The sequence below is a fragment of the Marinomonas rhizomae genome, from assembly GCF_024397855.1.
Taxonomy (GTDB): Bacteria; Pseudomonadota; Gammaproteobacteria; order Pseudomonadales; family Marinomonadaceae; genus Marinomonas; species Marinomonas rhizomae_A.
Genome location: NZ_CP073343.1, coordinates 1,112,213 through 1,125,896 on the forward strand (window position 1 = coordinate 1,112,213; position 13,684 = coordinate 1,125,896).

General features: G+C 43.4%; 12 protein-coding genes. 6 read left to right on the forward strand and 6 right to left on the reverse strand.

Annotation, left to right across the window (positions count from 1 at the left end; translation table 11 throughout):
* Positions 1 to 48 precede the first annotated feature (48 nt).
* The gene (locus KDW99_RS05175; protein WP_114410709.1) at positions 49 to 1,260 is read right to left on the reverse strand and encodes a phosphoribosyltransferase family protein; all 1,212 of its coding nucleotides are present in this window, start codon (positions 1,258 to 1,260) and stop codon (positions 49 to 51) included.
* A 177-nt stretch (positions 1,261 to 1,437) separates the two neighbouring features.
* Positions 1,438 to 2,496, reverse strand: a complete 1,059-nt coding sequence (locus tag KDW99_RS05180) for a LacI family DNA-binding transcriptional regulator (protein WP_255828235.1) — start codon at positions 2,494 to 2,496, stop codon at positions 1,438 to 1,440.
* Positions 2,497 to 2,736: 240 nt separating this feature from the next.
* On the opposite strand from KDW99_RS05180, the gene KDW99_RS05185 reads away from it, so the two are divergent.
* Positions 2,737 to 4,074 carry an alpha/beta hydrolase family protein gene (locus tag KDW99_RS05185; protein WP_255828236.1) on the forward strand — a complete coding sequence of 446 codons (1,338 nt, stop codon included), beginning with the start codon at positions 2,737 to 2,739 and terminating at the stop codon, positions 4,072 to 4,074.
* A gap of 45 nt (positions 4,075 to 4,119) precedes the next feature.
* On the opposite strand, the gene KDW99_RS05190 is transcribed toward KDW99_RS05185, so the two are convergent.
* Positions 4,120 to 5,085 carry an AraC family transcriptional regulator gene (locus KDW99_RS05190; protein WP_255828237.1) on the reverse strand — a complete coding sequence of 322 codons (966 nt, stop codon included), beginning with the start codon at positions 5,083 to 5,085 and terminating at the stop codon, positions 4,120 to 4,122.
* Positions 5,086 to 5,216: 131 nt separating this feature from the next.
* Between KDW99_RS05190 and KDW99_RS05195 the strand changes: the two genes are divergently transcribed.
* The 3 genes from KDW99_RS05195 (at position 5,217) to KDW99_RS05205 (ending at position 7,039) form a co-directional block, all read left to right on the forward strand.
* On the forward strand, positions 5,217 to 6,383 hold the full coding sequence (locus KDW99_RS05195) for an MFS transporter (RefSeq protein ID WP_255828238.1): 1,167 nt from the start codon (positions 5,217 to 5,219) through the stop codon (positions 6,381 to 6,383).
* Positions 6,384 to 6,400: 17 nt separating this feature from the next.
* Positions 6,401 to 6,619, forward strand: coding sequence for a DeoR family transcriptional regulator (locus KDW99_RS05200; protein ID WP_255828239.1), 219 nt, complete (start codon positions 6,401 to 6,403; stop codon positions 6,617 to 6,619).
* 102 nt (positions 6,620 to 6,721) lie between these two features.
* Positions 6,722 to 7,039, forward strand: coding sequence for a CopG family ribbon-helix-helix protein (locus KDW99_RS05205; RefSeq protein WP_255828240.1), 318 nt, complete (start codon positions 6,722 to 6,724; stop codon positions 7,037 to 7,039).
* On the opposite strand, the gene KDW99_RS05210 is transcribed toward KDW99_RS05205, so the two are convergent.
* The 3 genes from KDW99_RS05210 to KDW99_RS05220 form a co-directional block, all read right to left on the reverse strand.
* A complete protein-coding gene (locus KDW99_RS05210) occupies positions 6,984 to 7,583 on the reverse strand; it encodes a hypothetical protein (protein ID WP_255828241.1) in 600 nt (199 codons plus the stop codon). The genes KDW99_RS05205 and KDW99_RS05210 overlap by 56 nt on opposite strands.
* Position 7,584: 1 nt before the next feature.
* Positions 7,585 to 7,890, reverse strand: a complete 306-nt coding sequence (locus KDW99_RS05215) for a hypothetical protein (RefSeq protein WP_255828242.1) — start codon at positions 7,888 to 7,890, stop codon at positions 7,585 to 7,587.
* A 229-nt stretch (positions 7,891 to 8,119) separates the two neighbouring features.
* Positions 8,120 to 9,646, reverse strand: a complete 1,527-nt coding sequence (locus KDW99_RS05220) for a DUF3612 domain-containing protein (protein ID WP_255828243.1) — start codon at positions 9,644 to 9,646, stop codon at positions 8,120 to 8,122.
* 143 nt (positions 9,647 to 9,789) lie between these two features.
* Between KDW99_RS05220 and KDW99_RS05225 the strand changes: the two genes are divergently transcribed.
* Positions 9,790 to 11,961, forward strand: a complete 2,172-nt coding sequence (locus KDW99_RS05225; protein ID WP_255828244.1) for a malate synthase G — start codon at positions 9,790 to 9,792, stop codon at positions 11,959 to 11,961.
* Between the two features lie 49 nt (positions 11,962 to 12,010).
* Positions 12,011 to 13,612: an isocitrate lyase gene (locus KDW99_RS05230; RefSeq protein ID WP_255828245.1), complete on the forward strand. Its 1,602-nt coding sequence runs from the start codon at positions 12,011 to 12,013 to the stop codon at positions 13,610 to 13,612.
* The last annotated feature ends 72 nt before the right edge of the window (positions 13,613 to 13,684 follow it).

Genomic DNA, 13,684 nt, shown 5'->3' on the forward strand with positions numbered 1-13,684 from the left:
CGGGGAGTATATAGCCCAACATGTTGTCATGTTGGGCTATATTGAATGTTAGCTTTTTAATTCAGACAGCTCTTCACTGAACCAAATTTTGCGCTTAAAACGTGGGTTTTTCGAAGACATATCGATCTTGTAAGGATTCGGCTCGTGAGTTTGTGGCAAATCAAGAATGTTGCAAAGCTCTTGAGCAAGCCATTTCTCTACCTTGAGTACGACCATTTTCTTACGTAGACGGCCTTGCTCATCACGGTTCAAAATCGTAGGTAAAGTATTCAGCGTTAAAATTTCACCAATCGCAGGGTGCGCCATACGCTCACGACCTTCATCGCTGGCATAAAAATGCGATACCGCAAACACCATACGTTCAGGATTGATCTGCTGTAAGAACTGGCAAGATTTCACTACCGTAGAGCCCGTACGAACCATGTCATCGAACAATACAATGCTCGCACCATCGAGACCGTCGAAAGTGTGTTCGCTTTCTTTATGAAGCGTAATTTCTACTTTGCGTTCAGCCGTGCGGTCTTTATCAAGCATGATGAATTTTGCTTTGCTAAGACCCAAAGTTCTAAACATTTCTTTAACGAAATCGCGAGCGCCTTTATCAGGTGCACAAAGGACAAGTCCTTCGCCGTCTTCGCCGTAGTTCAAAATGTTAGAATTCAATAAGTAATGGGCGTAAATCTCATAAGGGATTAAGTTATGGAAATCACCTTCAAATACGTCATTAAAGATTTTTTGAACTGAATCAGAATGGTTGTGGATGGTCATTACCGTATCCACACCAGACAGCTTTAATAGTTGAGCGTAAAGCTTCGCTGTGAAAGGCTGTCCGTCAAACTTCTTAACATCATTGATGTCACGCTCGAAGCTTGTTTCACCTAGGCTTTGGTGAGGGCCACGGTCTTGTGCGCTGTAGAATAAATCTGGTTCAACCAAGATAACGCGATCAGCACCATTTTCTTTTGCGGCGCGAGCGATAATTAGGTTAGACATGGCTAATTCTTGGCGGCTTTTTACATGACTGCCAGTACTGACGATGATGACAGCTTTACCCTTAAGTTTACGGCCAATGTTTTCGAAATCTGCTTCGTCAGAAATAAAACGAGGGCAAAATTCAGAGTTCATGAATTGCTTCATACTGATCAGATCAGCGATGTCTTCGTGTTGGCCCATTGCATAGGCAACATCAATAGCAAAGGGATTATCAGAAGAGTTACTAACAACTACGACATTAGTTGACTGGCTGGTCGACAAAGTCATGAGGTTTCCTTAACTAAGGGTATGGGAATTTGCGCTGATTTTAATACTTGTAGGCTTTTTTCGATAGGGCTGATTGCGGAAAAAGGCATTTTTATGTCGATCTAATGAAGTCTTACTTTTTATTGAGTCAAAAATTAAGAGAAATTTTCAATGTGTTGTCAGTGATGATAGTTATTCTCAGCTACTTTCATTCTTTCTAAATACTTTATTCAAACGAAATTGATGCGAAAGATAAACTGGTTCTGTTGGCGGTGACTGGTTCCAGATGGCTTTTAAAGTGGCAACGGTAGCTGACCCATATAAATTAGCTGGAACACCGACTGAATTAAGCCAGTTAGCGATCCAAGGGTTCAGTGGATTATCGTCAAAACCGAAAAACGTTATGTCTTCAGTGGGATCTAGCCCAGCTTCCTGTGTGAGACGATACGCACCATAAGCTAGCATATCGCTGAGACAGACAATGACATCGGGTCTTTTAGGCATATCTAAAAAAGCGTGCATACTTTTATATCCCACCTCTAGATGATTAAGTCCCTCTGCATGAGCATGAGGGACATCATCGGGAGTAATTCCTGCTTCTGACAGCCTGTCTAGTAAACCCCTTCGTCGCTCAGCTGCTGCAGTTTGATCAAGCGATGCATGAATGATCCCGATGTTTTTCTTTCCATGTTGCAGAAGTAAATTCGCAACATCGACACCTGCTTGATAATTATTGATGCCCACATAGTGACTATTTTCTTGATCTGGAGCTGGACGGTTAACAAACACCAATGTCGTGCCATTATCACGGTACATATGTAAAAGCTCACTTTTTACCGCACCAATAATGACTACCGCACGAGCCAGTTGAGACCGCATTTCTTGTAAATATTCGTCTTGTATTTTTGCCTCTTCGTGGGTGTCGCACAATGACATAATGTAGCCTTCATCCCTTAATGCCCACTCTATAGAGGAGGCAATGGCGGACATTGTTGGATTAGCCAAACTTGCGGCTAAAACACCTACAATTTGGCTTTCCTGACACCTCAATGCTCTGCCAATACTCGCTGGTCTATAACCAAGTTCTTCAACCGCTTTTTTGACTTGCTGAATAGTTTGCTCAGAGGCCTTGTTAGTTATGCCATTGATGATACGAGAGGCTGTTGCTGTCGATACCTTGGCATGAGCGGCCACCATAGCTAAAGACACTCTATTATTTGATGAATGTTTTTGTTTTCTACGCTGGGTGGGTGGCATGACGCTTCCTTGATGAAGGCATTGAAGAGCCAAGATTTTATCTTTGTTTGATGGGAGCAACAAGCGGGGAAGCTGGTTTGTCAGTATCAGTCTGTTTTAGTTAGTGCTTGAGGGTGAAGGGTCTACCTGTTTATACTTTGTTTGGTTAATCGATTACCTAAATGTTATCAGAAACACTTTGGTTGCTTTTAGGTGGGCCTTTTAACAGCTAAAACAATAAAGATAATAAGGACTGTTGTAATGAAGAATAAGCAAATGACCCGATATGCCGTTATGTTACTGGTTGCGTCTTGTGTTCCATTTTCTGCGGTACAGGCTGAAAACAGAATTGATATTATCCGTGCCGATGCACCTGAATTAGCAGCTTATGGCGAGCAAGCCGTTGGTGTTAGGCAAATCGATTTTGTCCATAAAAATCAGATTGATGTATTAAATACAGATAGAGAGAGACAAGAAGGCGATGCATTTCCATATTATGATCGCCCTTTAACGGTTGAAACTTGGTATCCGGCGCAAGCTAATTCGAAAGGTTCTCAGGTGTTAAAGGTTTTTGCACGAGACGGAAAAACAGAAATTGAGCTGCATGGCCAAGCGATTCTAGATGCTGAACCTGCTAAGGTAAAAACCGCTTTTCCGCTGGTAATACTTTCTCATGGTTACCCAGGTAACCGTTTTTTAATGTCCCCAATAGCCGAAAATATTGCCTCAAAGGGCTATGTTGTCGTTGCGATTGATCATACTGACTCAACCTATAGCACCTTGTCTGATATCAGCTCCAGCATCGTTAACAGAACCAAAGATCAGTTGTTTATTTTGGATCAAATTAGTCAGTTGGCGAAAGACAAATCTTCTTTTTTATATAACCTAGTGGATACGAATAATACTGGTATTATCGGCTATTCAATGGGCGGTTATGGCACCGTTGTGACGGTTGGAGGTGGTTTAACTTCCTATGGTGTCAATAAAAACGAAGGTTTCTTTTCTGCACCGAACGGCACATTGGATCAGTACTTAAGTGGCAGCGAGGATTATCTTGCTTTGGCGGACAGTCGTATTAAAACCGCAGTCACCTTTGCTCCAGCAGGTATGAATAATGGCTTTATGGATGCTAAAACAGCGAAAGGGATTCGTGTTCCTATGCTGTATATAGCAGGGTCGGTAGACGACACAGTGGGATATGAAGACGGAGTACGTGCGTTATGGAAAGCATCAACTAGCGTTGACCGTGCTTTACTGACGTTTGATTACGCTAATCATAATGCAGGTGCTCCAATGGCACCCCCAGCTGAAATGTATAAAGTGGACCCAGAGTTAGGTTTCAACTTGTCTATGCATTACCTGGACCCTGTTTGGGATAATGTGCGTATGAATAACGTTTCGACTCATTTTATTACCGCTTGGTTAGGTCAGTATTTGAAGCATGATGATGCAATGTCAGGCTATTTAGATTTAGTGCCGCATTCTAATGAAGGCACTTGGGGTGATGGTGAGGGTAGCGCCAACCACACTTACTGGAAGGGCTTTCCTAATAGAAGCGCCAGTGGATTAAGGTTTGAAACACTGAAAACGGATTCTTAAAAACACCTTTAATGGCGCATATAGGCAAGATCGAAAAGGACAGAATCAAGCTTTTGGGTCTTGCCTATATGGCTTAAGTGTCACGGGTAAATGATTAGTGGATAAGGGATCAGAAGTAACACTGTAATTTTTACGGAATTGCATTGGGGTCGTATTGAAGGCAAGTTTGAACTTTTTGGCAAAGTAAGCAGAGCAATTAAAGCCACTTGCGTAGGCAATATCTGCGATTTGCTTATTGCTTTCAGTTAGTAATTGTACAGATTGTCTTAGCCGATAATTCAATAAGTAGCTGTTAGGAGAGCAGCCCAACGCATTACGAAATAAACGATAGCATTCACTCTCACTGATGCTTGCCGCACGGCTGATCTCAGCAATGGAAATACGTTCATCATAATGGCTATGAATAAAATTGAGTAAAGTTTGTACTCTTTTTTCATTCGTTTTCGAGGCGTTCTTTGAAGAGGTAATATCTTGATGATTAGTACAGAAAATATGCCAAAATTTCATTAAGGCTATATTCATATAGAACTCGTGATCAGAGCGTTTCTCATCCCATACCTTAAAAGCACTCGTTAACTCATTAATGGCTTGTTGGTGCCAAGCTTTATCCGTAGAAAATTTATAGAACATGAGCTCTTTGTTATTAATAACCGGAAGTACATGCTTTTTATAAATGAGTCCAAAATCGCCACCACCGAGTATTTTCGGGCTGAATACCACATTGAGTATACGGCAATCTTCAGTTCCATGGTTCGTCAGCTTGTGTAGGGTGTTCGCGTTGATAAAGATCATTTCACCAGTTCTTACAATGTCACTGGTATTGAGACATTCGACTTTAGTAGCCCCTTCGATAACCAATACGACTTCAATTTCATCGTGCCAATGCCATGGAACTTCGCCACCAACAAAATGGGAAAAACGTTCGTCATAAGATCCACAGGGAAAGTCATGGCTACCGTGAGTGGTTAGCTCTTTGCCATTTTCTTCGGTTTCAATTTTATAAATTTGCATGGCATCACTTAGTAAAGTTGTTTGGCGACGTTGTTTCGATAGAATCGTTATATTTTTAGGAAGTATATATCTATATTCAAAATAAATTAGGCAGTATTGTTTTAAAAAATCACATATAGGTCAAGATTGTCATGCTATTGCTTTTTATTATTTACATCGCTTTTATCAGTTTAGGATTACCTGATGCTGTACTTGGGTCATCGTGGCCAGTAATGAGGAGCGACTTAAATGCCTCGATGGAATTTGCGGGTGTCATTTCTCTCATTATTAGTGCTGGTACCGTTCTTTCTAGTCTTTATGTGACAAAAGCAATTAACTGTTTTGGGATTGGAAAAGTCGTCGCAATAAGCGTTTTGCTGACAGCCATCGCATTACTTGGTTTTAGTATGTCCAATGTGGCTCTAGCGCTTGTATTTTTGGCTATTCCTTTGGGTCTTGGGGCGGGTGCAGTGGATGCTGCATTAAACAACTTCGTGGCTTTGCATTACAAAGCGAAACACATGAATTACTTGCATTCATTCTGGGGCGTGGGTGCGACGGCAGGTCCACTATTAATGGCGAATTACCTGACCCTTAGTGAAGGCTGGCGTGATGGCTATGTAACAATCGCAGTAGTGCAATTTTTACTCGTTATTTTGCTCTTTTCCTCCCTGCCACTGTGGAAGAAGTTTGCTGTTAAGTCTTTAGAAAGTAATGACACTAGTGGGGCGCTAGTTTCGAATGCGACCGCCTTGAAAATAAAAGGCGTTCCATTGCAAATGGCGGTGTTTTTTTGCTATTGCTCAATAGAAATGAGTACTGGATTGTGGGCGGCAAGTTATCTCACGACACAAAGAGACGTATTGGCTGCCGATGCCGCGTTCTGGGTCGCCATGTATTATTTGGGGATTACGGCTGGGCGATTTGCTTGTGGCGTCATTGCTGAAAAAATTACCGAAGAAGCTCTAATACGAGCTGGCGTGTTCATTATCTTATTGGGTTGTATATTACTGGCTATGCCGTTCTTTGATGGACTTGCAAAAATTGGCTTGATATTGATTGGACTCGGTTGCGCACCTATCTTTCCTAATACCCTTCAAATGACCCCAAAACGTTTTGGCTCGGCTGCATCACAAACCATTATAGGCTTATCTATGGCCTCGGCTTATATAGGAATTATGATAGTTCCGCCAGTGCTAGGTAGTGCCGCAACAGCCTTCACTTTCGCGTCATTGCCGGTGATATTAATCTTTCTTTCTGTCGTTATATTAGTGACAACTGAGCGATTACGACGTTACAGCAATACTTCCTTACGTTAATAACGAGGAGCGACGTAATGATGAGCTTCGAGAATAGGAAAAGCATTCAGCGACAACAAACCATACTGCTGTTGTTAGCATTGGATGGAAAAGTATTCTCTGAGACGTTAAAGCAGCGATTTAATGTGTCGGATAACATCATTTACAACGACATGATTTATCTAGAAAAAGAGGGTTTGTTAAAACGTATTGACGCTGGGGCTGTAGAAGCGTATTCGGAGCCAGAAGAAAAGTAGCTGTTATCTTGTCTTATTCATCGTCAAATTTTAAGGGTGATTAAGACGAAGAAACACGTATGGACTATGATTTAGATTCTTAGAGAACCTCAGAGAATTTCAATGTCTTTAAAAGCAACCTCCGTCAGGCTAGACGAAGAGACACTGCAACGTGTTGGCCAAATGGCTGAAGCAATGGATAGGCACCGAGCATGGCTAATGGCGGAAGCGATTAAACAATACGCTGCCCGCGAAGACTGGTTTATTCGTGAAGTAGAAAAAGGCATTGAGTCAGCGGACAAAGGGAAATTGATCGACCACTCTGATATTAAAGCGAAATGGGATGCAAAGCGTGCTGTTCAAATGGACTTATTTAGTTCATTGATTATGCAAAAGCCGCGGCGAAGTTTTGCAATTCTGCTAGATGTTTGGGTTGCTTAGGCTGAACGATGTCCTCATTGATTCTAAGTATCAGACTTTTAAAGACTTCCGTGTTATTTTTCAGTTTTTGCGATGCCATTAAGGATTTGATTTCGTTAATACTCTTTTCATTAAGCTTAACTGAAAAGCGCTTTGAAGCTTTTGCCTTGGCAAGGTCGGATGTTAACAGCAAGCCTAAGTCATTTTGAGAGAATCGATTGGAACTTAAGGCGTGAAGATAGTATAAAACCAAGGCTTTATTAAAGCTGTCTCCCAAGCTGGCGTCTATTTTCTGCGTCGCTATATTTAGAATATCTAAAAAGTGAGCAGGCAAACGCACATCGATTGGCGTTTTGATTTTATTGTACTCGGCACGCACTTTCGCGGTGGATTGTTTTGGGATGCTAACTACTGTATTACAGTGATTGCATACCGCCGCCAAGATATTTTTCACCAAGCCTGAATCATCATTAAAACTGACATCTCGAAGCTGATAAGTCGCATGTGTTAAACCACATTCTGGGCAAATGACCTGTCTTGAATCACCTTCTTTAACTATCTTCATTTTACACTCCACTTTCGTGAACACTGATAAACATGGCATCGGGCTCGATAAAGTAAAATTTTATATACCATCGTTTACCATTCTTGAATGGCTTTAATACATGTACATCAATAGTAGATACTTGATGGTGAGGGCTGGATTCATATTCGTTGCCGCGAGTATGACGTATCAGTTCAATAACCTCATCATCGTTTAACTGACCGCACTGGAAAAGGTTTTTGATATCAATTTTTTCTCTCACTTCATGGTCGTATGAGCCATTTTCTAAGCAAATTATCACTTGTGATTTCACATCCTTGAAACCCATCACTACTCCTTTTTGTACGAAATAAATCGTACTTTTTTATTGTACGTCATTATTCGTACTTTTCAATCCGTTATCTTTATTTTAGTTCAAACTATCACCAAAAACCGAGACGATAAAAAAACATAAGTAGAAGTTAGCCGTGTGGTGTTTTGCGCTGACGACGTCAGTGACGCAAGCAAAACACCACACGGCTTGGCTTCCACCGATAAACTCTCCTCAAACAAGCTGACTACCTCGCCTCGCATTGTTGATAACAACTCGGTTTTCTTGGGCAGACGGCGCCACGAGAGCAAATCAATCTCGCATCATTGTCTATGCCTCGTTCGACCCAGTTGATGTTAAGAATCTTCGCCACGCTCATTAGGTCTTTTTTGATGTTTCTTGGTATCTGTGAGGAGCCGCCTTTGGTTACACAGGCTTCCCGTAAATCGGCGGCAATTGAAAGGGCGTCTTTGCCTTGGGCGTCAATAGCTGGGTTCAAATCGATGCCGGAGCAAAGTACGTGATTGTTACCTGCAAGGTCTTGGACTTTCACCGATTCACACGCGTAAATTCGTGGCTCATCGCCGACATTAAGAATCGATATTTGTGCTGATGTGCCAGTACTTGGCTCACTGATCTTGCGAAACACTGACCAGTGCTGGCAAGGATCTTCCACCATGCTCATGTTGCCCCAAGGCAACGGAATGCCATTGCCTCGATACACGGCTTTGAGTTTGCCCGGTGCGTAAGCATCAAAATAATGCCAATGGGGATAAGGCGACGCCGCTGTCATACGACGCATGGTAACGGATTCTGAAACACCCGCCAGTTGTGCGGTATTAATTTCGTAGCCGTTGCGATCCAGCATTTGTCTAAACGGCACTTTTGGACAAAGCAGAGCACCCGCAAAGAAGCTGCATTCGAAGTCTCGCCAAGCGTACAAAATATCCTGAGCATCCATACCAGATGATTGTATTTTGGATGACTTAGCCTGCAATGGGGATATTTCATTTCGCCCTGTGACCAAGACGTTTTTCATGCCGTCTTTGTCGTGCAATACCGTGTGACCAATATGCACTGCGAGATTGTATTTTAATCGTTGTGGTTGGGCCTTCATGATTTGGTTGATGTAAATAGTGCTCGGTGGATCAAAAAAAGACGTCACTACATGGCTTTCACCGATGCCCATCTCTTGTAATACCGCTAACGGCGTCTTGCGAAACCATTTAATCTGCAAGCCCATTTGCTTGGTGATAGCGACAATCTCATCAAGGCTCAATGGCAAGCGTTTGAGTCCCACTTCTTCCGCCGCGCGCTCTAAATCTGGGAAATGATTTTGATGATGTTCTTGGTGAGCGCGAATCAATAGATGTGCAAATTGTCGACCGCTGGTGCCCGTTTGGGAAAGCATCTCAGGAATGGCTATTTGCAGTATTTCTTTCGAGAACAAAAAGTTCGGCTCTAGGGCCATGCCATCGATACCACCGCCAGATCCTTTCGTTGGGGTAATGGCTTCTTCTTCCGGAATATCGTCTAAAAACCATTCGACTTCTTTCTGAAAAACGCTCGCGATGACTTCTAATACGTCTTCACTGGGGATGCGTTTTCCCCTTTCTATCATGGATAAATAAGACACTGAAGGCGCGGATTCTGCGTCTATTTTAATGCACCGTGCCGACAGGTCTTCCATCGTCAAACGGTTGCGTTTACGCAGGTTGCGGATTTTTGTTCCCAAAAAATGGGCTTTGCGATTGAGGCTATTTTTATTTTTCATTTTTGTAAAATTTACACTGTGTAATTCTTATTGTGAAATTTTAGCTTAGACGGGCATAGACTATAAATCAAGCAATCGAAAGAGAGATCAAGCGAATTGCTAACCCTAAGAATCAGAACGATAAGAGAAAGAAGGAAAGTGAGATGAATATGCCCCAAGCTAAAAATAACAGTGTGATTCATCCAGGGTTTTGCCACTTCATCAATGAAGAAGTGCTGCCACTTCACGCTATTGAACCAACCAAATTTTGGCGCGACCTTGAACAGCTAATTGCTGATTTGTCGCCTATAAACCGTCAGCTATTGGCCACTCGTGATCAGATGCAACAGCAGATTGACCAATGGCATCTTGACCACAAGGGTCAAGCGATGGATATCAAAGCGTATGAGGCTTTCTTGCGTAAGATTGGTTACTTAGTCGAAGAGGGTGAAAACTTCACCATTTCCACTTCAAATGTCGATGAAGAAATTGCTCACTTAGCAGGGCCTCAATTGGTTGTGCCAGTCAAGAACGCACGTTTTGCGCTGAATGCCGCCAATGCTCGTTGGGGCAGTTTGTACGACGCTTTTTACGGCACGGATGTGATTCCTAAAACAGACGAGCTAGCGACAGGCAAAGCCTATAACCCAGTTCGTGGTGACGCCGTGATTGCCAAAGCCAAAGACTTTTTAGATGAGGTGTTTCCGCTCGAGTCTGGTTCTCACAAAGACGTGATCAGCTACGTGGTTTATTACCATCATTTATTGGCTTTTTTCCAAGATGGAAGCCAAACCGGTTTACAGCAACCTTGCCAGCTGGTGGCGGTAAATGGTCAGCGTAGTGAGCCTGAAGCCGTATTACTGAAAAATAACGGTTTGCATGTAGAAATTCAGTTTGATCGTAACGGCAAAAATGGTGTGAAAGACCCAGCCAATATCAATGACATTCTTATTGAGTCAGCTCTAAGTACCATTATGGACTGTGAAGATTCCGTGGCGGCCGTTGATGCGGAAGACAAAATTGACGTGTACCGCAATTGGCTTGGCCTAATGCAAGGCACGCTAGAAGCTAGCTTCGAAAAAGGTGGGCAGACACAAACGCGCCGCATGAACCCAGATCGTATTTTTACGGACTTAGACAATCAAGAATACCTCTTACATGGCCGTTCTTTGTTGTTGATTCGCAATGTCGGTCACTTGATGGAATGTGACTTGATGCAAGACGAACTGGGTAACTTTGTGCCTGAAGGCATTATTGATGCGGTCGTAACAAGCTTGATTGCCGCGTTGGATTTGCAGAGTCACAAGGGCATTCGTAACAGTAGAACGGGCAGTATTTACATCGTCAAGCCCAAGATGCATGGCCCAGAGGAAGTGGCATTTAGTTGTGAGTTATTTGCTCGAGTAGAGCAGATGCTTGGCTTACCAGAAAACACCATCAAGATCGGCATTATGGACGAAGAACGCCGTACGACCTTGAACTTGAAAGAGTGTATTTGTCAGGCGAAATCTCGGGTGTTTTTCATCAATACGGGGTTTCTGGATCGAACTGGTGACGAAATTCACACCAGTATGCAGGCTGGCGCTTTCTTGCCAAAAGATCAGATTAAAAACCAGCCTTGGATTCAGGCTTATGAGAATCGCAACGTCGACATAGGCTTGCAGTGTGGTTTGCCGGGCAAAGCGCAGATCGGCAAAGGTATGTGGGCCATGCCGGATGAAATGGCAGCGATGATGGCGGCGAAAGTAGTCCATCCGAAAGCGGGCGCGAATACGGCTTGGGTGCCATCACCAACCGCGGCGACTTTACACGCATTGCATTATCACCAAGTGGATGTGTTTGAAGTGCAAGAGCGACTCAAAAATCGTCCGAAAGCGAGCCTGATAGATTTACTTACCATCCCGACGATTCCAAGCAATTTGACTTTGTCGCAGCAAGTGATTGAACGAGAAATCGAAAACAACGTTCAAGGGTTATTGGGCTATGTGGTGCGCTGGATTGAAGCGGGCGTGGGGTGTTCGAAAGTGCCTGACATTAACAATGTGGGTTTGATGGAAGACCGTGCCACCTTGCGGATTTCTAGCCAACATTTAGCGAACTGGTTGCTTCATGGTGTGTGCAGTAAAGAGCAGATTGATGAGGTGATGCAACGCATGGCGCGGGTGGTGGACGAGCAAAATATAGCCACAGAAGGGTATCGCCCGATGGCCTTAAATGCCAAGAGTTTCGCTTTTAAAGCAGCGCAAGATTTGATTTTTAAAGGCGTGATTCAGGCAAATGGTTATACCGAGCCACTTTTACACGCGTACCGAGTTAAAGCGAAAGCAGCAAATTAATTACCTATTAATAAATTTATCTTAAACAACCTAAAGAGTGAGAAGAACCATGCAAACTTATAATAATAAAACACAGCAAGCGAGCAATACGATCAATCAACAAGGCCCAACTTGGGCGGCGATGAACCCTGAATTCGTAGCGAGAATGCAATTGCAAAACCGTTTTAATACGGGGTTAGATATCGCCAAATACACAGCTAAGATCATGCGAGAAGACATGGCGAGCTACGACAAAGACCCAGCGAACTACACTCAGTCTTTAGGTTGCTGGCACGGTTTTATCGGCCAACAAAAAATGATTTCTATCAAGAAGCATTTTGGCACCACGCGTAGTCGTTACTTGTACTTGTCAGGCTGGATGGTGGCGGCGATGCGTTCTGAATTTGGCCCATTGCCAGATCAATCTATGCATGAAAAAACCTCAGTGCCCGCTTTGATCGAAGAGCTATACACCTTTTTGAAACAAGCCGATGCACGAGAGTTGCAGTATTTATTCAAAGAAATGGATGACGCCAGAGAAGCGGGAGATCAAGTTCGCGAACAAGCCGCGCAGCAAAAAGCGGATAACTTTGAAACTCACGTTGTGCCAATTATTGCGGATATCGATGCGGGTTTTGGTAACGAAGAAGCGACCTATTTGCTAGCGAAGAAAATGATCGAAGCGGGTGCTTGCTGTATCCAGATCGAGAACCAAGTGTCAGATGCAAAACAATGTGGTCACCAAGATGGTAAGGTAACCGTGCCTCATGAAGACTTCTTAGCGAAAATTAACGCGGTGCGTTATGCCTTCTTGGAGTTGGGCGTGGACGATGGCGTGATCGTGGCTCGTACTGACTCTTTGGGCGCGGGTTTAACGCAAAAGATCCCAGTATCACAAACGGCTGGCGACTTGGCAGAACAATACAATGCCTTCATTGATGGCGAAGAAGTGACCTCACTTGAGCAAATGAAGTCTGGCGAAATGGCTATCAAACTGGGTGAGCGTTTGATTAAGCCAACTCGTTTAGCCAATGGTTTGGTGCGCTTTAAACCCAATACAGGTGAAGACCGCGTGGTGTTGGATTGTATTACCTCTTTGCAGAATGGTGCCGATTTATTGTGGATCGAAACGGAGAAACCACACATCGGGCAAATCGCCGCGATTGTGAATCGTATTCGTGACGTTATGCCAAACGCCAAGCTTGTGTATAACAATAGCCCTTCTTTCAACTGGACATTGAACTTCCGTCAGCAAGTGTTTGATGCGTGGTTGGAAGAAGGCAAAGATGTTAGCCAATACCAACGCGAGAAACTGATGTCACAAGATTTTGATGGCAGCATGTTAGCCGAGGAAGCGGATGAGCGTATTCGACGCTTCCAAAAAGATGCCGCTGCGCAAGCAGGGATCTTCCATCATTTGATTACCTTGCCGACGTACCATACTGCCGCTTTGTCTACGGATAACTTAGCGAAAGACTACTTCGGTGAGCTAGGTATGTTGGGTTATGTGAGAGAAGTGCAGCGCAAGGAAATTCGCCAAGGCTTGGCCTGTGTGAAGCACCAAGACATGTCGGGTTCTAACATAGGTGATGATCACAAAGAGTACTTCTCTGGTGAGCAAGCGCTAAAAGCGTCTGGTAAAGATAACACCATGAATCAATTTGCAGTCTGATTAAATAAAATGAGCGTCAGAATGTATTGATAAAAAAGGCCAGCAGTCTTCCCCCTGCTGGTTTTTTTTGCT

Excerpts from the sequence above, each read along its gene's own strand:
- KDW99_RS05185 (WP_255828236.1), top strand. The coding sequence starts at position 2,737 with ATGAAGAATAAGCAAATGACCCGATATGCCGTTATGTTACTGGTTGCG.
- KDW99_RS05195 (WP_255828238.1), top strand. The coding sequence starts at position 5,217 with ATGCTATTGCTTTTTATTATTTACATCGCTTTTATCAGTTTAGGATTA.
- KDW99_RS05220 (WP_255828243.1), bottom strand. The coding sequence starts at position 9,646 with ATGAAAAATAAAAATAGCCTCAATCGCAAAGCCCATTTTTTGGGAACA.
- KDW99_RS05175 (WP_114410709.1), bottom strand. The coding sequence starts at position 1,260 with ATGACTTTGTCGACCAGCCAGTCAACTAATGTCGTAGTTGTTAGTAAC.
- KDW99_RS05200 (WP_255828239.1), top strand. The coding sequence starts at position 6,401 with ATGATGAGCTTCGAGAATAGGAAAAGCATTCAGCGACAACAAACCATA.
- KDW99_RS05180 (WP_255828235.1), bottom strand. The coding sequence starts at position 2,496 with ATGCCACCCACCCAGCGTAGAAAACAAAAACATTCATCAAATAATAGA.
- KDW99_RS05215 (WP_255828242.1), bottom strand. The coding sequence starts at position 7,890 with ATGGGTTTCAAGGATGTGAAATCACAAGTGATAATTTGCTTAGAAAAT.
- KDW99_RS05205 (WP_255828240.1), top strand. The coding sequence starts at position 6,722 with ATGTCTTTAAAAGCAACCTCCGTCAGGCTAGACGAAGAGACACTGCAA.
- KDW99_RS05190 (WP_255828237.1), bottom strand. The coding sequence starts at position 5,085 with ATGCAAATTTATAAAATTGAAACCGAAGAAAATGGCAAAGAGCTAACC.
- KDW99_RS05230 (WP_255828245.1), top strand. The coding sequence starts at position 12,011 with ATGCAAACTTATAATAATAAAACACAGCAAGCGAGCAATACGATCAAT.
- KDW99_RS05210 (WP_255828241.1), bottom strand. The coding sequence starts at position 7,583 with ATGAAGATAGTTAAAGAAGGTGATTCAAGACAGGTCATTTGCCCAGAA.
- KDW99_RS05225 (WP_255828244.1), top strand. The coding sequence starts at position 9,790 with ATGAATATGCCCCAAGCTAAAAATAACAGTGTGATTCATCCAGGGTTT.